The organism is Spirosoma knui (genome assembly GCF_054780635.1).
In genome coordinates this window covers 741300-762915 of the sequence record NZ_BAAGVY010000001.1, presented here as the reverse complement: position 1 = coordinate 762915, position 21616 = coordinate 741300, and the positions used below count along the sequence as shown (strand labels likewise).

Genomic DNA, 21616 nt, shown 5'->3' with positions numbered 1-21616 from the left:
ACCAATCGGCTCCATCAGGCCAGCGTATGTCTGCTTAGACCAACTGGGGCATTAACCAAACAAAACCATGAACACGCCAACAATTTCTAGTTCCTCCGCTCAGGAACCCACGATTCTCGTCACCGGGGCAACTGGCAGCGTAGGTGCTGAGTTGATAAAAATCTTATCGGAGCGCGGTGTTCCATTTCGGGCGATGGTCCGCTCGGAAAAGGATGTCGAAAAACTGTCGGCACTGACGAACGCGCAGATTGTGCAGGGCGACTTTACCAACTCCGCAACCATTGCCCAGGCACTACGTGGTATTGAACGTGCGTTTCTCTTAACCAATTCCTCCGAGCAGACCGAAGTCCAGCAACGAAGTTTTGTTGACGAAGCCCAACAGGCGGGGGTTCGGTACCTGGTCAAACTATCGCAGTTCGCAGCGGATATGAACTCTCCGGTACGGTTCTTACGGTATCATGCCGCTGTTGAACAGGCCATTCGCGAGTCGGGTCTGGCGTTCACCTTCCTGCGTCCAAACCTCTTCATGCAAGGTTTGCTAGGGTTCCGAAATTCGATCGTCGAGCAGGGAACATTCTTTGCTTCCGTTGGCGAGGCCCAGATCAGCGCAGTTGACGTGCGAGACATCGCAGCCGTAGCCGCAGCTACTTTGACCGAGTCCGGTCACGAAGGAAAAATTTATGACATTACAGGCCCGGAAGCATTAACTCATGCTCAAATGGCCGAAACATTAGCCGCAGCTCTCGGTCGCCAAGTGACTTTCGTAGACGTACCACCAGCGGCTATGCGGCAGGCCTTAGTAGCCGCCGGTTTCCCAGTCTGGCAAGCCGACGGATTGATTGAAGATTACGCGCATTACAGCCGGAACGAAGCGTCTGTTGTTACGTCGGCAGTGCACGATGTTACGGGCCAGCCCCCGCGTACCTTTGCCGACTTCGCCTATGACTACGCAGGCGCTTTTAAGAGCCTGGACAAGAACTAATTCATAGCTATCTCATCCAATGGTTGATTGGTAAGAGACTTTTCTGCCCGATTAACCGTTTATGATATATAGATCATCTGATCAACATAGCTTTACTCCATTAAAAGGCAATCAATAGCGTAACTGACAAAATTGTCTTTAAAACAGACGGCCTTGTCAATTTTCAAGGGTAAATTTGGGCAAAAAAATAACTACCCCTGATCAAGCTTAACTCTCAGCGCGTTTACTATGCAACGACGTTCCGCATTAAGAAGCTTAGCACTCACCGTTGGCGGCCTAGTAAGCCTTCCGGCATGGGCCTCAAGCTGGACACCCGATTCGATTGGTCAAACATCCTTAGTCACTCTCGATGAAGAGTCTCTTTTGGGCGAAATTGTAGAGACGTTTATTCCCGAAACGGATACTCCGGGCGCAAAGTCGCTTAAAGTGCACCAGTTCGCACTTCGGATGATCAACGACTGCTACGGCGAACAGGCGCAAACAACCTTAAAGCAAGGACTTGCCTTAACGGAAGCAACGGCGCAGGAAGCGTACACCAAGGCATTCGCGGACTGTGATAAAGCGCAACGCATGGACGTACTGACCCGCCTGAACGCATCGGCTGACCCGGCGGGTAAAGCGTTCGTCACGCTGATCAAGAATTTAACCATACAGGGGTATACCAATTCGGAGTATTATCTGGTGAATGTTCAGAAGTTCAATATGGCTCCTGGTTTCTACCACGGCTGCGTGCCCGTTCAGAAGATAGCCGTTAACGGCACGAAGTAATCCGACTATTTTGTTTCTCCTTAATTCAGCATTTCATGTCTTTTCTCAATATAGATTCCGTTAAAGAACGCACGTTCGACGCCATTGTGGTTGGTTCGGGCATCAGTGGAGGTTGGGCGGCCAAAGAGCTAACCGGCAAAGGATTACGTACCCTTGTGCTGGAGCGCGGCCGGGACGTTAAGCACATTACCGACTACCCAACCACGATGATGCAGCCCTGGGAGTTTACCCACGGAGGTCAGCTCACCAAAGAATATCGGGACGCGAATCCAATTGCCAGCCGGTGTTACGCCAACCGGGAAGATGCGAGTCATTTCTTTGTGAAAGATGCCGAGCATCCTTACGTACAAGACAAACCCTTCGACTGGATTCGGGGCTACCACGTGGGCGGAAAATCGCTGATGTGGGCACGGGGAACCCAGCGCTGGTCGCAGTACGACTTTGAAGGACCTGCCCGAGACGGGTTTGCTGTTGAGTGGCCAATCGGTTATAATGATATTGCCCCTTGGTACAGCTACGTTGAAAAGTTCGCTGGTATTTCGGGGAATAAAGACGGCTTGGCCCAGTTGCCCGACGGTGAGTTTTTGCCCCCGCACGAGCAATCCTGCGTGGAAAAGCATTTCACCGAGCAGATGGCCAAGCAGTATAACGGCACTCGGCCCGTTATTATCGGGCGTTGCGCCCACCTGACGAAACCGCAACCGATTCATTATCAGCAAGGGCGGGGTCAGTGCCAAAACCGCTCGCTTTGTCAGCGGGGTTGCCCGTACGGCGGGTACTTCAGCAGTAACTCGTCTACTCTACCCTGGGCGGCTAAAACTGGTAAAATGACGCTTCGTCCGGATTCCGTGGTTCACTCCATCATCTTCGACGAGAAGAAAAACAAAGCGACGGGCGTGCGGGTCATCGATGCGCATACCAAAGAGATGACGGAATACTACGCCCGCATCATCTTTGTCAACGCTGCCTGTTTGAACAGCAACCTGATTCTTCTGAACTCTAAATCAAACCGTTTCCCCAACGGGCTGGGCAACGACAACGGCCTGCTGGGCAAGTACGTAGCCTTCCACAACTTCCGCACGGGAATCTCAGCCGAGCACGACGGCTTCCAGGACACGACCACCGAAGGTATTCGTCCGAACAGTAGCTACATTCCACGTTTCCGGAACGTATTCAAGCAGGAAACCGACTTCCTCCGTGGCTATGCAGCTGGTTTTGGCTCCAGCCGCGCCACCAGCGCTGATACGTCGGGAATGGGCGATGATCTTAAAGCAAGTTTGATGCAGCCTAAATATGGCAACTGGCGGGTAAGTTCACACATGATGGGCGAGACAATCCCGAAGGAAAGCAATTATGCAGCCCTGGACTCCACGCTGACCGATGCATGGGGCATTCCGCAACTAAAAATCTCGGTTGCTTACGACGATAACGACGAAAAAATGATCCGCGACTTCCACGAGCAGATGACTGAAATGCTGACCGTCGCTGGGTTCAAAAACATCAAAACGCACGACAACCCCAACAAAGCGCCGGGTCTTGATATTCACGAAATGGGTGGCGTTCGGATGGGTAAAGACCCGAAAACGTCGCTATTGAATAAGTGGAATCAGTTTCACAACTGTAAGAACGTATTCGTAACTGACGGGGCCTGCATGACTTCTACCTCCACGCAGAATCCATCGCTGACCTTCATGGCTATTACCGCCCGTGCGGCTGACTATGCGGTTAAAGAGCTACGTAAAGGCAACTTATAAGCGATAACCCATTCAAACGAACAGCCCTGACAACGTAACGGTCAGGGCTGTTTTTGTTTTTAAGTGAGCAGTCAGGCTTCGGCAGCTAATAGCTGATCGAGCCGGGCGATGGTCTGGACCATGGACCGTACGGTGTGGTAATTGATCTTCCACGAGTGGCTCATGTGCGTCCAGATCGGTACGCCCTGCCGGGTGGTGAGCGGCCACCACTCCCCTATCGAACGGTTTACCAACTTATCCATCACAAACCGATGCACATTTTCGTAGGCGTTCCAGTAGCGTTCATCCCCGAAAAGTCGATAGGCATCCAAAAAACCAATCAGGACTTCGGCCTGTTGCCAGAATTCCTTTTCCCGGTCGTATACCTCACCACTGTGCGACCCTTCCACGAAAACCCCGCCAAACTCCCAGTCAACTCCATGCTCGATAGCATGCGAAAACGCCTTGTTTAACTGTGCCTGATAGGCCGTCGGAGGCATTTGCAGTATGTCAAGTGCGTGAAGAAGCAGCCAGCTAAACTCGACATTGTGGCCGTAGCTGGTATTATCATCGGCCGCGCGTTTCGTGCCGTCTTCCGTAAAGCGATCCCAACCCCAGATGATGTCAAATTTGATCTGAGGAGCTACCTGCCAATCAGCCCAGAACTGCGGTATACCTGTGCCGTAATCGGGATGCATCATCCGCTGGGTCAAAAGCTCGATTACCTCAAGCAGTTTTCGACGGTGAATGGGTTGCTGCGTGCATTCGTAAAGCGTCGTAAAAGCTTCCATCAGGTGCATGTGCGCGTCGAGCGTTTTGCGGTCACCTCCCGCCGAACCGGGTCCTTTCAGCGTCCAGTTGCGATGAAACATTTCGAAATAACCACCATAGGTAGTGTCAGCAGCATACTTCTGAAGAAGATCGAACACCTTTTGGGCATATTCAGCTCCGCGCGGATCGCCGGTTGCTAAGGTGTATTCGCTCAGGCAATAGATCGCGAAACTTTGTCCGTATACAATCTTTTGGTCAATCAGCACTTCACCCTTTCGGTTAGTCATCCAATAGAACCCACCGTGTTCTTCATCCCACATACGGCTAATCAGGTAATCAACTCCTTGACGGGCTAATTCAGCCAGAATCCCATCGCCGTACCCGGCCCGATGAGCGGATGCATACGTATAAATGGACCGGGTCTGCGCAATGAGCGACTTTTCTTCCTCGCCCGAGTCATTACCATACTGGTCGAAATGCGTAATAAAACCGCCGTGTTCATGGTCGGCCGTGCGCTTGGTCCAGAATGGTAAAAGTTCTGTAGTTAAATGGTTGTAGAGTTCCTCTCGGCAGTGCTGTATCGTTTCCTTATTCATGGGGGTAGTGCATTCGCTGTAAAGCCAATATTTCGGTGGGACTAGCAGTACCTGTTTGACGAAGTTTTTGAACGGTTACGGCCGCAGCTAAATTGGCAATTTCCAACGCTTGTCCAGGTTCAGCACCTGCGCCCAAACAAGCGGCCAAGGCTGCCACAACGGTATCGCCCGCGCCTACCGTATCTAATTCGCCTTCGAGATGTAGCCCATCAACAACTTCCGTTACGTGTTCATCCAGGTACAAAATGCCCTGAGCCCCACGAGTAATGACCAGCGGTCCATTACGCAGCGTCCTAAACTGCTGACCCTGTTTCAAACACCAATTCAGATCAGGCTCATCCGGCGCATGCTGGGCCAGAAACCTGGCTAACTCGGCTGTATTTACTTTGAGAATTGCACCCTGGATCTGCTTACCAACATGGCGCATATCGGCCACAAACCTGACGTTCGGAAATTCTGCGATCAGGCCGTTTAACTGGGCGACTCGCTCTTCGCTGAGCAGCGGATTAGCGAACTGCTGATTCAGAATGAGCACATCGATATGAGCTAGAGCCTGTTTCAGGCCCACAAGCAGGTCGTTGAATACCTCATCCGTCAATTCATTATGAATGCCGAAGTCAATCCGATTCAACTCGCGGTTGCCCTGCATGGGTTTCGTATACACACAGGTGTCCCAACCGCTTACTGGAGTAAGCAGGTGCTGCGTCTGAACACCGGCCTGCTGAAACAGGGCCTGCATCTCCCGACCATATAAATCGTTACCGACGCAGCCAAATACGTGAATTTGCCGAATACCGAGCGCGGCCAGATTCTGCACTACGTTACCAGCGGCTCCTAATGAGGCCTTTGGCTGGCTTCCCCAATGCACCTCCTCCCCGGTTTCAATGGAATACTCCCCGGTTTGTGTCTGAATGGAGTAGTAGAGATCCAGGGCAAAATCGCCAATCACACCTACCTTAACATCAACAATACGATCAAACAAGGCAGAGCATTCAGAAGAAGTCATTATGGCCGGTAGAGAAGTTGATAGCGGCTCGATAAGGCAAGCCTGAGAGCCTCACCAATTTCTTCCAAAAGCCATGAGTTGCTGATTCTTTACTGATAGATATCCAGTTTGCAGAAGCTCACTATCTATAAAGTATGCCGCATTACGTATCAGGAGATCAATCGCATCTGCGAAATTGCTTGAGCCAGATCACTGACGGGCCAGAAAAAACTAAAACTCAATCAGCAAAGTCTGGCGTTCCTGCTGTAGGGTGATGGGCTCCGTCAGAAATTGAGCCTGTAATGACAATCGCTGGCACATAGCCAGCCACTCCTGACGGGGTATAACCAGGAATCCGTTTTCTTTTCGGATGGTGTAGTACGTCGAGAAACGCAGCCGCACTAACAGTTTCAGCATGGACAGCAACTTCCCTTGTCGGAGCGATCTGCCTAAAATACTGATCACATCCTTTAGAACGCCTTCTTCCACAATCAGGTCACAAATGAGCGCTTTAGCACCCGGCGCTGCTACTTGTTTGATATTGGCGAGTAGCTGTTCGACTTCGGCCGCGTTGCGGTAGTACTGAACCACGCTCATGACGATGATAATATCAAACTGCTGCCCGGCTATGACGTCAAAGTTCAGGTAATCGTTGGCAGACAGGTCGTGGAAATAGACATTCGGATGCTGAGAGTGTTTAGCCCGACCAACTTCATTGTATCGCCTGGAAATGTCTAAGCCGTGGATTTCGCTGACGCGCTCGTACCAGGCATCTTCCAGATTGCCCGGCCCCGAGCCAATGTCAAGCACCTTTTTCGCAGTTGACAACTGGATATACTTTTCGACTCTGGCCAGAAAGTAGGCGTAATTAGTCGTCATTGAGTCATCAAACTCATTCTCTTTCTGCCAGAAATCAAGCCAGGTGGAAGTCATGTAAGGAATAAGAAGTAGTTGTATATCAGTCCGCACTCAGCTTAGGAACGTACCGATAGTATCGATTTACGCCGAAGCGGCTTGTGGATACACCCCAAATTACTGAAATAACTATTGAAGAGTAGATCAAGAGCAGCGATAAAACATCGCTGCTCGGTGAAGACTATAAGGATTCCGCAAACTCACCCATCGTACTAAACTCGCCGTAATGCCGAAGGAACCTGAGTAAATTGTCTACCCGATCCAGCAGTTCATCGCGGGAATAACGACGAACGTAGGTCGGAATCTTGTCATAAGCCCCTAAATCGGTAAACTCCCAGGGATGAACGTAGAGATTCAGAAAACCATCGGCCTGCAAGGTGCGCCGACAAAGTTGTTTGTAATACGTAATGGGAAAGTTTTTCAGGCTTAACCAAAACAAGGGCAGACGTAATGTGGGGGTTACCGATGCAGGAATCTGCCAGACGCCCGCTTCTCGAAACGGCAGTCGGGGCTCTCCCCAATGGTTGTACCGGCCCGGCAACCAGGTAGGATGCAAGGACGAGTTGTAATGATAACCAGCCTGTTGAACGTCGTTCGGATCTACAAAACCCATACGTGCCCGCCGAAATCCGGTCACTGGCTTATTAAGTAATTCCTGTAAAGCCAGCCGAGATTTTAAGAGATCGGCTGGCTCAAACGTAGTATGATAATACCCGTGTGAGGCTATCTCGTGCTTGCGTGAAAGGTCCTTTATAAGCGCAGACTCATGTAAGGCATAATTGGCCGTTGTGAACAGCGTAGTACGGGCTCCTATAGTGTCAAATCGCTCGGCCAGCAATGTCAATCCTCGTGTCGATACGGCCATTTGCTCCTCCATCGGAATGTCGTGCCCAAATTCAACGGCCGTATCGAACTCTTCTACATCAACGGTGAATAGTATACGCTTTCCTCGATCTGGGCTTCCCATGTAGTAGTTGTCTCCTCTATATCACTCGTATCGTCAATAATGTAGGCGGGCCGCTGCTTTACCTCAACAAAGGTTTTTCCTAAATAGACGCCAATGATACCGATCATGATGAATTGTACACCACCAATCAGCGCCATCAGGACAACAAGGGTTGTCCAGCCCGAAACGGTTGCATCAGTAAAAAAGTACTCGTACAACACCTCAGCTCCAAATAACGTAGCAAATAATGACATGCCAAAACCTAGCAGCACCGACAAATATAAAGGCCGGGTCGAAAACGAGGTGATTCCCATAGCAGCCAGCTTGAGCATTTTCTGAAACGAGTATTTTGAGCGGCCAGCGTATCGGGCGGCTGGTTGGTAAAGCACCCGGCATTGCCGAAAACCAACCCAGGAAATGGCCCCACGCAGGAATAAGTCGTTTTCTTTAAACTGATTAATGGTATCGACGACCTTCCGATCAAGCAACCGAAAGTCAGCCGCGCCGTCTTCGATATTCAGGTTGGAGACACGACGCAGGAGTTTATAGAAATATTTAGACGTAGTTCGTTTGAAAAGCGACAACGTGGGATCAGCCTGCCGAACTGTATAAACCACCTCATAGCCTTCTTGCCATTTGTTAATTAAGGTAGGAATCAACTCCGGTGGGTGTTGTAAGTCAGCATCCAGGCAAATAACGGCCTCTCCCCGCGCGTGCTGATAACCGGCCCGCAGCGCCATCTGATGGCCAAAATTTCGGGAGAACGACACGAAGCGCACCACTGGGTAAGCTTTGCTGAGCTGACGTAGTACGTAACGACTCTGATCAGAGCTGCCATCGTCTACGATCAGGATTTCATAAGCCCCGTACGGTTCCATGACCGCCATGAGCCGATGGACTAAGACAGGTAAATTTTCCTCCTCGTTAAATGCAGGTACAACCAGGCTTATCATCCGGTGATACGGTTTCATACTGTTTAGGTTGTTAAGGAGCGTTACGGTGGTGCTCATAATTTTTTGCTAAAATAAGTATAAGTACTCATATATCCCTATAGCACGTTTATTAAACTTATCTTAAAACTTCATCAATTACTTAATATGATTGCCAACTACTTCTAATCAGGAAAGACAAACTGATGAAACGAATTAGGTCTCAAAGCCTTCGTAGGAATGCTAACAACCTGGTTAGATTTGGGCTACAAATGGCTATATGAATAAATTACGTTACGTTCCTGACAACAAGCCGAACGCTGTGGTACCCAAGCGCACTTGAAATTCCTGTTCGCGGATGTACACGCAAAGACCAGAAAGAATGCGGTATCGAATTCTTAATTTTGCTGCGGGGAATGAATAAATCTGTTTTCAAAACAGGAAAACCCAGCCAAAAGCAGGTAACAGACTCGAAACACATACCCCCTTAGTGAACTGACTACCGGCTATTAATCATTACGAATGCTTCTTCCTCCTTTTCTGCGCCCTGGCGATACAGTTGCAGTCGTTTCACCGGCCAGCCGGTTTCCTTACGAAGAATTAACCGATGGACTCCGTATTCTGCGGGAGGACTGGCACCTTACGGTCGTTGAAGGCGACAGTCTGAAAGCGATCTATGGGCCATTCGCTGGTTCAGACGATCTTCGCCGGGCCGACTTACAACGTTTTTTCGACGACCCTACGATTCGGGCCGTGTTTACCTCGCGGGGGGGATACGGTTGCTATCGAATTGCGGATGAACTGGACTTAACAAATCTGAAAGCCAGCCCTAAATGGCTGGTGGGCTTTAGTGACGTAACGGTACTACTCAGTTTGCTGTACCGACAAAATCTGGTCAGTTTGCATGGCTTGATGGCTCGGCAATTTGGTGATCCTGCTAAGGCGGAGTCGCTGGAATCCTTGCGACAATGGTTGTTTGGCGAAACCCCAGCGCAGTACGTAGTGCCAGCGCACCCGCTCAATCGGGCTGGTCAGGCCAGTGGTCCGCTCGTGGGTGGAAATTTGACGATGCTAGTCAACTCACTTGGCACGCCAACCGATGTGGAATTTGACGGAACTATTCTATTTATTGAGGACATCGACGAAACGTTTTTCTCTCTCGACCGGATGATGAGGCAATTACGGCGGTCGGGGCGGCTTTCGGGGTTAGCCGGTTTAGTCGTTGGGCAGTTCACCGATATGCGCCTAAATCACTCGCTTCCCTTCGAGCAGGACGCCTACGCCATCATTGCGGAGGCTGTAGCCGGGTACTCCTATCCAGTTCTGTTCGATCTTCCAGCGGGTCACGTCGATTATAATCTGGCCTTACCGATTGGCCTTAACGTAACCATGTCAGTTGATAGCTTACACAGTTCGATTAACTTCCTTACCATATAAACTGCCTGCTCATGCGTCGATTTGCCGAATCAGTTGTCTGGATAACCGGAGCGTCGTCGGGCATCGGCGAAGCCATTGCCCTTGAATTAGCCCGTCATGGAGCCAAATTGATCTTATCCGCCCGTCGAGCCGATGAATTGCAACGAGTGGCCGACCAAACTGACTTACCGGCATCGGATGTGCTGGTCTTACCGATGGACATGACCGAGGTTGATAGCTTACACGATCACGTAGCGACCGTTATGCAGCGGTTTGGTCGAATCGACTACGTGTTTCAGAACGCGGGGATCAGTCAGCGAAGCGAAGTGATCGACACCGATCTGTCGGCGTATAAACGATTGATGGACGTCAATTTTTTCGGAGTCGTGGCGCTAACCAAAGCGGTTTTACCCGTCATGATCGCCCAGGGCAGCGGCCATTTTGTGGTAACCAGCAGCGTTGCCGGCAAATTAGGAACGAAGCAGCGGTCGGGGTACTGCGCCAGCAAGCACGCTTTGCATGGTTTCTTTGATGCACTCCGGGCCGAAACCTATGCAAATGGTTTGCGGGTTACTCTGGTTTGTCCAGGCTACATCCGCACTCCCCTCTCTCTTCATGCACTCGCGGCTCACGGGCAGGTGCATGGCAAGATGGATACGAATCAGGCAAAGGGTATGCCCACCGACGAGTTTGCGAAGCAGTTGCTACGGGCGGTACTGGCCCAGAAAGAAGAAGTTTATATTGGCGGTACAGAGACGTATGGCATCTATCTCAAACGATATCTACCGGGTCTGCTGTCCCGCATCCTGAGAAATCGGGCAGGCGCTTAAAACCGGTTTGGTATTGAATTACACCCGAACGCGAATTCAATACCAAACGTATATGCTTTTACCGCCCACTGGCACTACCTGCCTTGGCCGATGATTTGGTTACCTGTTCCATGTAATCAACGGTCAGGTGACAAAGCGACTTCATGCCCAGCACAAAACAGCTTTCGTCGATCTGAAAATCTGGCGTGTGGTGCGGAGCGGCATCTTCTACCTTTTTGCCTTTGCTCATACCACCCAGGAAATAAAAGAACCCCGGCACTTTTTGCTGATAGAACGAGAAATCTTCAGCGCCGGTCTGCGCGGGGGTTATCACTACGTTGTTTTTACCGGCCACGGCTTCCAGTGTTGGCACCATCTGCTCGGTCAGCTTAGGGTCATTATACGTAACAGGGTACATGACGTCGATTTTCACGTCGGCTTTAGCCCCGGCACTTTCGGCAATGTTGGTTGCAATTTCGTTGATCCGGCGGTGAATCGTTTTCTGCATGTCCCCGTTGAACGAACGAATCGTTCCGATCATGTTGACTTCTTCGGGGATGATGTTCTGCCGAATGCCGCCATGAATTGCGCCTACCGTAACCACCGCAGCATGATCCGTAATGGGCAGATTGCGGCTTACGATGGTCTGCAGCCCCATCACAACCTGCGAAGCCGTAACGATGGGGTCGACCCCCGACCAGGGCGAAGCACCGTGCGTTTGCTTGCCTTTAATTTTAATCGCGTACTGATCTACAGCGGCCATGGTTGCGCCAGGCCGGTATTTGATCGTTCCTACTTCAGTCAGTGAATTGATGTGCAGGCCAAAAATAGCGTCGACCTTAGGCCGCTCCAGAACGCCTTCTTTCACCATCAGGTACGCCCCTCCTTCTTCCCCGGCGGGTGCACCTTCTTCGGCGGGTTGAAAGATGAATTTAACCGTTCCTTTTAGGTCACTTTTGACCGAAGTCAGCGTTTCGGCAACGCCCATAAGAATGGCTACGTGCGTGTCGTGTCCGCAGGCGTGCATAATGCCGGTTTGCTGACCATTGTATTCGGTCTTGGCCTCGGACTTAAACGGCAGATCCACCCGCTCTGTAACGGGCAGTCCATCCATATCGGCCCGCAACGCTACAACGGGTCCGGGCTTACCGCCCTTCAGCAGGCCGACCACACCAGTTTTACCGACACCGGTTTTAACCTCTAAACCAAGTGATTGCAGGTGGGCCGCTATCTTAGCCGCTGTCTGGAATTCCCGGTTGCCTAATTCCGGATGTTGATGAAAATCACGGCGCCAGGCAACAACTTTCTTCTCCAGACTCTCGGCCGTTTTATCCATGCGGCTGACTAATGTAGCGGTTTGCCCATAAACCCCCTGGCTAGCCAGCGATCCAACAATAAGTCCGTATACACAGTACTTATACCTCTTCATTAAATTATTACAATTTAGTTGATTCTACACGTAATACGCAATGTACGACAAATGCAGAATATGTCACTACTGTTTTTACATAGCTCCATACTTTTTCTGCTTACAAAACGTTTTACCCATGTAATCATATAATAGTCATACTTGAACAAGTCTCAATATTAAGCCTATCGTTCTTGCTTTTGTTATATATATAGTGTCTAGTAAATGTTCAACGGAGCCGGTCATGTTTGGGAAACAACAACCAGTTATGTCCCTGCATGAATTATAACCGAAACGAATTATTCCTTATCCGTTCCTTAATAGTAAGAAGGCGATTCAATCACCTCGAGAATCAATTAGCGTTTCCAGCCCATACTTTTTCCCCGCCTTTATTCACGCAATACAGTCTAAACCAGATGCTATGCATAGTTTAAGCAGCTGGTCAATTCATTGGGCGCCCATATATGAAAGTATATCAAGTGAAAACTTGTCACCGGCTTATATTCATTCGTTTCGTACGAACATTGCCAAACAAAGTTGCTGAGGATACGTCGACTGCTGATTTAAGCGCGTTTATTGTCCCTATTTTTAAAAAACTTATTAACTGGAAACTGTACAATTTAGGGGACCTATTCTATTTTTAAGGATTATAGCGGCATTTCTAGGAATAATAGAAAAATTTCTTGGTTAGGTAGTAAACTAATAGTTAGTATACCTATTATCTTTGTTGCCCCGTTTAATAGGGTTTTTTAATGATTATTTAATCTTTACTCACAGATGCGCAAAATTTTATTAGGAAGCTGGCTGCTTTCGCTACTGTTTTGTCTGCCATTGCTGGCGCAGGACGTAACGGTGAGTGGTCAGGTCACTTCATCAGACGACGGCTCAACCTTGCCAGGTGTGAGCATTCAGGTAAAGGGCACTACACGTGGTGCGACCACAGATGCTGACGGGCGCTACCGGTTGAGCGTTCCTGCTAATGCCAGACTCGTGTTTAGCTACATCGGCTTCGGCACGCAGGAAATTCCGGTCAACAACCAATCGGTTGTGAACGTAAAGATGTCGAGTGGCGCGCAGAGCCTCGACGAAATTGTAGTAACGGCTCAGGGTATCGAACGGGACAAACGTTCGCTGGGTTACTCGACGCAGGAAATCGGGGGTGGCCTGATCTCACAACGCTCGGAACCTAACCTGCTCAACGCGCTGCAAGGTAAACTGGCCGGGGTGAACATTGCCGGTCAAAGTGGTGCGCCAGGTGCCTCTACCAACATCAACATCCGGGGTATTACCTCGTTTAACGGCTCGAACCAACCGCTGATCGTTGTCGACGGAATTATCTTCAGCAACGACGTAAACACAACGGGTAGCACCTTGTTTCAGTCGCAGTCGGCAAACCGTCTGGCCGACGTTAACCCCGAGAGCATTGAGTCGGTCAACGTCCTGAAAGGACCTGCAGCGGCTGTACTCTACGGTTCGCGTGCTTCGGCGGGTGCGATCATCATCACGACCAAAAACGGCCGTAACCAGAACAATAAGACGGAAGTTACCATCAACTCGTCGTACAACGTACAGGAAGTGTATGGCCTGCCCAGGCTCCAGAACGATTACGGTCAGGGTAGTAATAACCTCTTTGTAAATAACTCTACAAACTCGTGGGGCCCTCCGTTCGTGGGTGGACCAACGTCGATCACCAACCTGCAAGGGCAGTCGCGCCCATACCAGGCGTATCCAAACAACGTACGGGATTTCTTCCAGCAGGGAAGCATCTTCCAGAACACGGCCAGCATTGCTGGTGGCGACGCTACTCGGAACTTCAACATTTCGCTGGGTAACACCAGCCAGAAAGGGATTACAGAAAATTCTAAGTTCGGCCGGACAAACATCCAGTTGGGTGGCGAGGCTAAGCTGAACAACGGCCTTCGCATTTCAGGTACCGGTACGTACGTACAAACCGTACAGCGTGGTGCAGCTCTGGGTAACGGTGGTAGCGCCTACGGTCAGATCTCGCGTATTCCACGCAGCTACGATCTGCCAAACGAGCCCTATCAGGATGCCAACGGTCAGAGCATTTACTTCCTGACGACCGCGAACAACCCAAACTGGTCGCTTTACAACGCAACCCTCGACAGCCAGGTTGACCGTTTCTTCGGAAACTTCACCCTCGGTTATGACGTAACAAAATGGTTGAACGTAACCTACCGCGTAACGGGTGATACCTACACCGACCGTCGGAAAGGCATCAACAACATCGGCGCTGTTCGTGCACCACAAGGTGAAGTGATTCAGGACAACTTCTTCCGGTCTGAAATCAACGGTGACCTGTTGATCAACGCGAAAACGAACAAGTTCTTCCTGGAAGGCCTGAGCGCCAACCTGTTGTTGGGTAACAACATCAACCAGCGCAAAAATCAAAACGCTACTGTATACGGACAACAGTTAACCATTCCTGGCTTCCTGAACGTAGCGAACGCATCGGTATTCACCAGCTCGGGTGAAAGCTCTACGCTACGTCGTCTGGTTGGTTACTATGCTCAGGCTTCGTTCGCCTACAACAACTATCTGTTCCTGGAGTTAACGGGCCGCGCTGACCAATCGTCTACCCTGCCTCGGTCGAGCAGCACGTACTTCTACCCATCGGCATCGGTTAGTTTTGTACCAACTGACGCGTTCAAGGTACAATCTGACGTGCTTTCGTACGCGAAAGTTCGCGCTAGTGTCGCCCGCGTAGGTCGTGATGCGGACCCATATCTGTTGAATTCAGTATATGTTTCGCAAACCTATGGTAACAACCTGGCTAGCATCGCCTTCCCAGTATCGATTGGCGGCAGCAGCGTTCCAGGCTTTGGTATCAGCAGCCGGATCGGTAATAACAGCCTGACACCTGAGTTCGTTACGTCGGCGGAAGTAGGCGTAAACCTTGGCTTTTTCAATAATCGGTTAAGCCTTGATGCTGCTTACTTCTCGACTAAGTCTACGAACCAGATCTTTAACGTAGCGGTTTCGCCTTCATCGGGTTATGACACGCGTACGACCAACGTGGGTGAACTGCAAAACAAAGGCTTTGAATTTGTCTTGTCGGCAACCCCAATTCGTACCAACGGTTTCAAATGGGATGTTAACCTGAACTTTACGCGCATTCGCAACAAGGTTATCTCGATTGCTCCGGGTGTGAAACAGTCAGGCATCACGGGTGCAGGCTTCATTGGTATTACATCGTCTATCGTAGAAGGTCAGCCTTACGGCGTTATCGTTAGTACAGCCAACCCACGCGTACAGAACACCGATCCGACCAATACGGCGACGTACGATCCGACCGGCCAATACGTAGGTCAGATCATTATCAACCCGCTAACGGGTCAGTTTGCACCGGGCGTAGCTGGACAAATCATCTCGAATCCAAACCCGAACTGGACCGCTGGTTTGACCAACACGTTCTCGTATAAAGGATTCACGCTGTCTGCGCTGGTCGATACCCGTCAGGGTGGTCAACTCTTCTCATTTGCCGCGAGCGATTTCCGGGCTGGTGGTCAGCTTTATGCAACGGGCGTCGATCGTGATCAACCACGTATTCTTCCCGGTGTTATTCAGAACGCCGATGGTACCTTCCGGCCGAACAATATCCAGTTACCAGCTCAAACCTACTGGCAGACTGGCTTAGGTGGTCTGGCCTCAGAAGGCTCCGTGTTTGGCGCTACGGTTTATCGCCTGCGTGAAGTGGCCCTGAACTATACGTTACCGAAAAGTCTGCTGGGCAAAACGCCATTCGGCCAGATTTCGGTTGGTGTGAGCGGTCGTAACCTGTATTTCTACGCGCCAGATTACTTCGCCGATCCTGAAGTAAACACGCAGGGTGCCGGTAACATCCAGGGTCTGGATTTGAGCGGTCCGCCAAACACCCGTAACTACGGTGCTAACGTGCGCTTAACGTTCTAGTTTTTAAATTATCTGACACAAATCAATGAAAACCATATTCAGAAGTGCTGCTCTAGTACTGCCATTACTGGCCGGATTAGGGAGCTGTACAAATTTTCTGGACGTCAACGTAACGCCCAATAACCCGACGGCAGTGCCGCCGTCGGTGTTGTTGCCCTCGTCGGAAATCGGTACTGCATTTGCGAACGCGAATGAGTTGAACCGTTTTGCGTCGACGATCATGCAGCAACTGGCTGGAGCTGCTAACAGCCCGGCTACGTACGATATCTACCAGACCAACGGTGCCGACTTCGGTAACCAGTGGCGGTTCGAATTGTACGGTGGTTCGCTGGTAAACTACCAGAAGATCATCGACATCGCTACGGCATCGAACTCGCCAGCCTACACGGGTATCGCCAAGATTATGAAAGCGTATACGTTTTCGCTGGCTACCGACGTATGGGGTGACGTTCCGTATTCGCAGGCGTTGCAGGGCGAAACTATTCCTCAGCCACGCGTCGACAAGCAGGAAGATATTTACAAAGGCAATCAGTCTTTGAATATCCAGAGCCTGTTTGATCTGGTACGTGAAGGTTTAGCTGATCTAGACAAGCAGTCGGCGACCAAACCCGGTAACGACGACGTTATCTACAAAGGTGATCTGAACAAATGGCGTCGGGCAGGCAACACGATGTTGCTGAAGTTCGCCAACACCATCAGCCGCAAAGAGCCAGCTCTGGCTAAGCAGGTTATTGATCAGGTTCTGGCCGCAAACTCGTTCATTACGTCGAACGCCGATGATCTGAACGTATCGTTTGGTGCTGCGGTAGGTAGCCGCGATCCGCGCTATGAATACACAAACGTTAGCTCGTTCAAAGACGATCTGCTGTTAAGCACCCGTTACCTGACATTACTGCAGGGCCTGAACGATCCCCGTCTGCCTCTTTTCTTCACGAAGCCAGCGGCTAACTACGTAACCTGGGACAATGGCCAGCGCGGTACCCTACCAACACCCGTTTCGTCGTGGTCGCGTTACAATGCGTACGTAACGGGAGCAAATGGTGAAGGACCCGTTCGGTTGATCACCAACTTCCAGCGGGCGTTCATCCTGGCTGAGTCGGCGTTAGTGTTAGGCACAGCCGGTGATCCACAGGCGTACTACACAGAAGGCATTCGTGCGTCGATGACCGCGGCTGGTTTAACTGCAGCGCAGATCGATGCGTATCTGACTGCTAACCCGAAAGTGGCAACGCTGGCCGGTTCGACGCAGGAAAAATTGGCGCAGATCATTACGCAGAAATACATTGCCTTCACCGGAAACGGGGTTGAGCTGTGGAACGACTGGCGTCGTACGGGTTACCCAACCCAACAACCCGCTCAGAACGCAGCCGGTATCGACGCTACCCGTCCGGTACGTGCCGTGTACGTATCGTTCGAGAACGAGCGTAACCCGAACTTCCAGAATCCAGCACCGCAGTCAAACGTGAAAGTTTGGTGGGACGTCGATTAATAGTAAACCTTAGTTTTTTAGTCAAGCAAAACGCATGAAACTGACATTCATAAAAGGCTTCCTGTTAGCGACATTAGTGCTCACTAACTTTGCCTGCAAAGACGATTTAGAATATGGTCCGCTCGTTCGCGACAATCGCCCGGCGGTACCCGTAACGTTCCCTGGTGCTACCACTTTTGGTGGTAACCCATTCATTGAGGTATCGGCAGCGGGTAATGGCGCGATCAAATTCACGCTCTCAATCCCAGCCAGCACCGGCCGGACAATTAAAGAGATCACGAAAGTAGCGGCTGGCGCTACGGCTATTAACGCCGGTTCGCTGAACACAGCGGCTGCTATTTTCAATGCAGCTCCGATTGCAGCTACAGGAACAACGGCGGTTTTTGAAACTACCTTGGCGGCCTTCAAGACGAAGTATCCGGCTGTGGTAACAACCCCCGGTACCGCTGCAACTCCGCGCGAGATCGCGTTTATCTTCCTGGTGACGCTGGATGACAACACCCAGATCGTTACTCAGCAGGTTCGCGCCCGGATTACTCCATAAGATCCGAGTTATAGCACCAAGTAAAGCCCTCCATGCAAATGGAGGGCTTTTTGTTTTTATTGAGTTCACGGCATTTTACCGAATAAACTAGAAGAATATTACGAAATTTTAAAATAGTATACCATTCCGATTGATAGTCTTACCCTATATTTGTATCCCAGTTTAATACAATTACTTCCTAATTTTAAACTTGCTTACAGTATGCGTAAAATTTTATTAGGTATTTGGCTGTTTTCCCTAATTATCTGCCTGCCGACTATGGCACAGGATGTAGTGGTTAGCGGCCGTGTCACTTCATCAGACGACGGGTCCTCCTTGCCAGGTGTGACTGTACAGGTAAAAGGAGCGAATCGGGGAACCAATACCGATGCTAACGGTAACTTCCGGATTTCGGCCTCTCCCAACAGCACGTTAGTGCTTAGTTTCATTGGTTACACAACACAGGAGGTGGCCGTTAACAACCGCTCCACAATCAACGTTGCCCTGAAAGGCGATGCGCAACAACTCAGCGAAGTCGTCGTTATCGGCTACGGGACGCAAAGTCGGCAAGATGCCACCGGTAGCATCGCTACGGTGAAAGGAGCGGCTATCGCGCAGATGCCCATTCAAAGCTTTGAGTCTGGTTTGGCCGGCCGTACACCGGGGGTTCAGATCACGGTTCCGAACGGCGTCCTGAACAATCCACCGGTATTCCGGATTCGGGGCACAAACTCGATCTCGCTAAGCTCGTACCCACTGATCATTGTCGATGGTGTCCCTACGTTCACTGGTGATCAGGGGTCTACCAACGCGCCCAGTAATCCACTGGCCAGCATCAACCCGAACGACATTGAAAGCATGGACGTAGCCAAAGACGCGGCTGCCACTGCAATTTACGGAAGCCGGGCTGCCAACGGCGTTGTGTTCATCACGACTAAGCGCGGTAAATCGGGCAAAGTTCGGGTTAACTACGACGGTTGGGTAGGTTTCTCCAATACGTATCGGTTGCCCCAGTTGCTGAACGCGCAGGAATATATCAACTATAAGACGGCAGCTGCTGCTAACAACCCGACGGCTACGGCGGTGAAGTTTACGCAAACGAACGACGCCAACGGCAACCCAATCGACACCAGATGGTACGATTACATCTATCGGCAAGGCGTCTCGCAAAGCCATAACGTAAACGTATCGGGCGGCAGCGAAAACACGAACTACTACTTTTCGGTGGGATACACCGGTCAGCAGGGGATTCTGCGGAAAAACGACTTCAACCGCATTAATACGTTGTTTAACGTAGACAGCAAACTGGGTAAACTGGTGACGATTGGCGGTAAAATCGCTTTCTCGAACGAGCAAAACCTCGCGGCTGGTTCTTCGGGCTCACTCAACGGGGAAGCGTTCAACACGAGTGGTTTAGGCCGGGTTGGTCTGGTGCTGCCTCCGCTGCTCTCGCCCTATAACAACGACGGTACGTATAACGTCAACGGCTCGGCTATTGGCTTTGCCAACAACATTGCCGGTACGTCGATTTCGTATCCGAACCCCCTTCCTACGCTGGATCTGAACCGGTCGAATACGGAGAATAATCACATTCAGTCGAACGCCTACATTCAGTTTAAGCCACTGGATTGGATCACGCTACGTAGCTCGTACGGGATAGATTATCTGTTGATTGACAATGATGCGTTTCAAGCACCTATTTCCAGCGATGGCTATGCATCGACCGGTAACGCGGTTAGCAACTTCCGGAAACTGAAAACCTGGTTGTGGACGAATACAGCTCAATTTGATCGTACCATTGCCGGAGCGCATAATCTGAGCCTGTTGCTGGGTCAGGAGCAGCAGCGTACTACCACGCGTGGCTACGGGCTAACCCGCCAGACCTTATCCGACCCGGATTATACCGTGATTCAGGCGGGCTGGGTAACCAACAACGCGTCGAACCTGGCGTACGGCGAGAACTACCTGCTGTCTGCCTTCGGCCGGTTGAACTATAACTTCAAAGAAAAGTATTTCCTGAGCGGCAACTTACGCCAGGATGAGTACTCGGCACTGGGTGTGAAAAAAGGAACGTTCTATGGCGTGTCGGCGGGCTGGGAGATAGCGCAGGAAGGTTTCTGGAAATCAGCCAGCCTGGATAATATTTTCACCAGCTTCCGGTTACGGGCTAGCTACGGTAAAGTAGGTAACATTGGCGGTATCAACGATTACACGCCTTACTCGCTGTATGGCTCGGGTTTATACGGTGGTGCGGCTACGTTGTTTTTCCAGACGGTTGGCAATTCGAGCCTTAAATGGGAAACCAGTACCAAAACGGACTTTGGTTTTACGTTCGGTTTGCTGAACAACCGGATCACAGGCGAAGTAGCGTACTACAAAAACGATATTGACAACTTGATTCTAAACGTAGCGCAGGCTCCTTCGACGGGTATTCCCGGCCCCTCTTCAGGTGTTGTATATCCTCCGCAGAACGTTGGTAAGATGTACAACAAAGGGCTCGAATTGTCGCTGAATGCCCGCGTAATCAATACGGCAAACTTCCAGTGGAGCTCTAACTTCAACATTACGTTCAATAAGAACGAAGTAACAGCGCTGGCACCTGGCCTGAACGTGATTCAAACCGGTACGTCTAGTCTGGAAACCGTAAACCAAACCGCTCCGGGTTATTCGCTGGGTCAGTTGTGGGTTGTACGGACGAACGGGGTTGATCCAGCAACGGGAAAACGGATTTTCGTTAACTCGGCTGGCCAGAACGTGTATTACCAGTTCTACGCACCATCGGGTCAGTTCAACTATTCAACTACACCCGACGGAAAAACCCGCTACGTGAGCCCGACGGGCGGTACGTCCATTACGCAGGCCGCCGACGCGGTTATGTATGCGAACGTAAACCCGAAACAATATGGTGGCTGGGACAACAACTTCAAGTATAAGAACTTCGACCTGGGCGTTCTGCTCACCTACCAGCTCGGATTTTCGGTGTATTACGGTACCAACGCCGGTCTGCACGATCAGCGCTTCTGGAACAACGACCGGGATGTGCTGACCGATGCCTGGCAGAAAGAAGGCGATACGGGCAAGAAATACCCTCGCCCAGTTTTCAACGATAACGTATCGAACGGTTCAGCGTTCCCGCTTGACATCAACGTGTTTAAGGGCGATTTTCTGAAAGTTCGCAGCGTTACGCTCGGCTACACGCTACCTAACAGCTTAACCACCAAAGCCCGTATCAACAACCTGCGCGTATACGTGAGCGGCCAGAACCTGGCGGTACTCACCAAATACCCCGGTCCAGACCCCGAAGTATCGTCTAACGGTATTGGTACTGGTAGCAACACCAGCCAGGGCGTCGATCGGAACACAATCGGTAACGCACGTACCATCACTGTTGGTCTGAGAGCTGGTTTCTAATT

Annotated in this window: 15 protein-coding genes; 9 read left to right on the top strand and 6 right to left on the bottom strand. The window is 50.7% G+C overall.

The window, feature by feature from the left end; translation table 11 throughout:
- Positions 1 to 67 precede the first annotated feature (67 nt).
- The 3 genes from ACYVIY_RS03135 to ACYVIY_RS03125 all read left to right on the top strand — a co-directional run bounded on the left by ACYVIY_RS03135 (position 68) and on the right by ACYVIY_RS03125 (position 3504).
- A complete protein-coding gene (locus ACYVIY_RS03135) occupies positions 68 to 982 on the top strand; it encodes an SDR family oxidoreductase (protein ID WP_460974807.1) in 915 nt (304 codons plus the stop codon).
- A 228-nt stretch (positions 983 to 1210) separates the two neighbouring features.
- On the top strand, positions 1211 to 1750 hold the full coding sequence (locus ACYVIY_RS03130) for a gluconate 2-dehydrogenase subunit 3 family protein (RefSeq protein WP_460974806.1): 540 nt from the start codon (positions 1211 to 1213) through the stop codon (positions 1748 to 1750).
- Between the two features lie 35 nt (positions 1751 to 1785).
- Positions 1786 to 3504: a GMC oxidoreductase gene (locus ACYVIY_RS03125; protein WP_460974805.1), complete on the top strand. Its 1719-nt coding sequence runs from the start codon at positions 1786 to 1788 to the stop codon at positions 3502 to 3504.
- Positions 3505 to 3575: 71 nt separating this feature from the next.
- On the opposite strand, the gene ACYVIY_RS03120 is transcribed toward ACYVIY_RS03125, so the two are convergent.
- The 5 genes from ACYVIY_RS03120 to ACYVIY_RS03100 all read right to left on the bottom strand — a co-directional run bounded on the left by ACYVIY_RS03120 (position 3576) and on the right by ACYVIY_RS03100 (position 8667).
- Positions 3576 to 4850, bottom strand: a complete 1275-nt coding sequence (locus tag ACYVIY_RS03120; protein WP_460974804.1) for an AGE family epimerase/isomerase — start codon at positions 4848 to 4850, stop codon at positions 3576 to 3578.
- The gene (locus tag ACYVIY_RS03115) at positions 4843 to 5856 is read right to left on the bottom strand and encodes a bifunctional heptose 7-phosphate kinase/heptose 1-phosphate adenyltransferase (protein ID WP_460974802.1); all 1014 of its coding nucleotides are present in this window, start codon (positions 5854 to 5856) and stop codon (positions 4843 to 4845) included. Before ACYVIY_RS03115 ends, ACYVIY_RS03120 begins: the two co-directional genes overlap by 8 nt.
- Before the next feature lie 210 nt (positions 5857 to 6066).
- On the bottom strand, positions 6067 to 6768 hold the full coding sequence (locus ACYVIY_RS03110; protein ID WP_460974801.1) for a class I SAM-dependent methyltransferase: 702 nt from the start codon (positions 6766 to 6768) through the stop codon (positions 6067 to 6069).
- A 163-nt stretch (positions 6769 to 6931) separates the two neighbouring features.
- Complete coding sequence (locus ACYVIY_RS03105; RefSeq protein WP_460974800.1) at positions 6932 to 7717, bottom strand: polysaccharide deacetylase family protein; 786 nt, start codon at positions 7715 to 7717, stop codon at positions 6932 to 6934.
- Positions 7669 to 8667 carry a glycosyltransferase family 2 protein gene (locus ACYVIY_RS03100; protein WP_460974799.1) on the bottom strand — a complete coding sequence of 333 codons (999 nt, stop codon included), beginning with the start codon at positions 8665 to 8667 and terminating at the stop codon, positions 7669 to 7671. The genes ACYVIY_RS03105 and ACYVIY_RS03100 overlap by 49 nt, the downstream gene beginning before the upstream one ends.
- A 480-nt stretch (positions 8668 to 9147) precedes the next feature.
- On the opposite strand from ACYVIY_RS03100, the gene ACYVIY_RS03095 reads away from it, so the two are divergent.
- Complete coding sequence (locus tag ACYVIY_RS03095) at positions 9148 to 10062, top strand: S66 peptidase family protein (RefSeq protein ID WP_460974798.1); 915 nt, start codon at positions 9148 to 9150, stop codon at positions 10060 to 10062.
- Between the two features lie 11 nt (positions 10063 to 10073).
- Positions 10074 to 10871 (top strand): SDR family oxidoreductase, encoded by a 798-nt coding sequence (locus ACYVIY_RS03090; RefSeq protein ID WP_460974797.1) that lies wholly within the window; start codon positions 10074 to 10076, stop codon positions 10869 to 10871.
- Positions 10872 to 10929: 58 nt separating this feature from the next.
- On the opposite strand, the gene ACYVIY_RS03085 is transcribed toward ACYVIY_RS03090, so the two are convergent.
- A complete protein-coding gene (locus ACYVIY_RS03085) occupies positions 10930 to 12279 on the bottom strand; it encodes an amidohydrolase (protein WP_460974796.1) in 1350 nt (449 codons plus the stop codon).
- 756 nt (positions 12280 to 13035) lie between these two features.
- On the opposite strand from ACYVIY_RS03085, the gene ACYVIY_RS03080 reads away from it, so the two are divergent.
- The 4 genes from ACYVIY_RS03080 to ACYVIY_RS03065 all read left to right on the top strand — a co-directional run bounded on the left by ACYVIY_RS03080 (position 13036) and on the right by ACYVIY_RS03065 (position 21614).
- Positions 13036 to 16191 (top strand): SusC/RagA family TonB-linked outer membrane protein, encoded by a 3156-nt coding sequence (locus ACYVIY_RS03080; RefSeq protein ID WP_460974795.1) that lies wholly within the window; start codon positions 13036 to 13038, stop codon positions 16189 to 16191.
- A gap of 25 nt (positions 16192 to 16216) precedes the next feature.
- On the top strand, positions 16217 to 17680 hold the full coding sequence (locus ACYVIY_RS03075; protein ID WP_460974794.1) for a SusD/RagB family nutrient-binding outer membrane lipoprotein: 1464 nt from the start codon (positions 16217 to 16219) through the stop codon (positions 17678 to 17680).
- A 34-nt stretch (positions 17681 to 17714) separates the two neighbouring features.
- Complete coding sequence (locus ACYVIY_RS03070; RefSeq protein WP_460974793.1) at positions 17715 to 18224, top strand: hypothetical protein; 510 nt, start codon at positions 17715 to 17717, stop codon at positions 18222 to 18224.
- 201 nt (positions 18225 to 18425) lie between these two features.
- Complete coding sequence (locus ACYVIY_RS03065) at positions 18426 to 21614, top strand: SusC/RagA family TonB-linked outer membrane protein (RefSeq protein WP_460974792.1); 3189 nt, start codon at positions 18426 to 18428, stop codon at positions 21612 to 21614.
- Positions 21615 to 21616: the final 2 nt, after the last annotated feature.

What these genes read in the sequence shown, in the direction of transcription:
- ACYVIY_RS03135 (WP_460974807.1), top strand. Translation starts at nt 68, where the DNA reads ATGAACACGCCAACAATTTCTAGTTCCTCCGCTCAGGAACCCACGATT.
- ACYVIY_RS03130 (WP_460974806.1), top strand. Translation starts at nt 1,211, where the DNA reads ATGCAACGACGTTCCGCATTAAGAAGCTTAGCACTCACCGTTGGCGGC.
- ACYVIY_RS03125 (WP_460974805.1), top strand. Translation starts at nt 1,786, where the DNA reads ATGTCTTTTCTCAATATAGATTCCGTTAAAGAACGCACGTTCGACGCC.
- ACYVIY_RS03120 (WP_460974804.1), bottom strand. Translation starts at nt 4,850, where the DNA reads ATGAATAAGGAAACGATACAGCACTGCCGAGAGGAACTCTACAACCAT.
- ACYVIY_RS03115 (WP_460974802.1), bottom strand. Translation starts at nt 5,856, where the DNA reads ATGACTTCTTCTGAATGCTCTGCCTTGTTTGATCGTATTGTTGATGTT.
- ACYVIY_RS03110 (WP_460974801.1), bottom strand. Translation starts at nt 6,768, where the DNA reads ATGACTTCCACCTGGCTTGATTTCTGGCAGAAAGAGAATGAGTTTGAT.
- ACYVIY_RS03105 (WP_460974800.1), bottom strand. Translation starts at nt 7,717, where the DNA reads ATGGGAAGCCCAGATCGAGGAAAGCGTATACTATTCACCGTTGATGTA.
- ACYVIY_RS03100 (WP_460974799.1), bottom strand. Translation starts at nt 8,667, where the DNA reads ATGAAACCGTATCACCGGATGATAAGCCTGGTTGTACCTGCATTTAAC.
- ACYVIY_RS03095 (WP_460974798.1), top strand. Translation starts at nt 9,148, where the DNA reads ATGCTTCTTCCTCCTTTTCTGCGCCCTGGCGATACAGTTGCAGTCGTT.
- ACYVIY_RS03090 (WP_460974797.1), top strand. Translation starts at nt 10,074, where the DNA reads ATGCGTCGATTTGCCGAATCAGTTGTCTGGATAACCGGAGCGTCGTCG.
- ACYVIY_RS03085 (WP_460974796.1), bottom strand. Translation starts at nt 12,279, where the DNA reads ATGAAGAGGTATAAGTACTGTGTATACGGACTTATTGTTGGATCGCTG.
- ACYVIY_RS03080 (WP_460974795.1), top strand. Translation starts at nt 13,036, where the DNA reads ATGCGCAAAATTTTATTAGGAAGCTGGCTGCTTTCGCTACTGTTTTGT.
- ACYVIY_RS03075 (WP_460974794.1), top strand. Translation starts at nt 16,217, where the DNA reads ATGAAAACCATATTCAGAAGTGCTGCTCTAGTACTGCCATTACTGGCC.
- ACYVIY_RS03070 (WP_460974793.1), top strand. Translation starts at nt 17,715, where the DNA reads ATGAAACTGACATTCATAAAAGGCTTCCTGTTAGCGACATTAGTGCTC.
- ACYVIY_RS03065 (WP_460974792.1), top strand. Translation starts at nt 18,426, where the DNA reads ATGCGTAAAATTTTATTAGGTATTTGGCTGTTTTCCCTAATTATCTGC.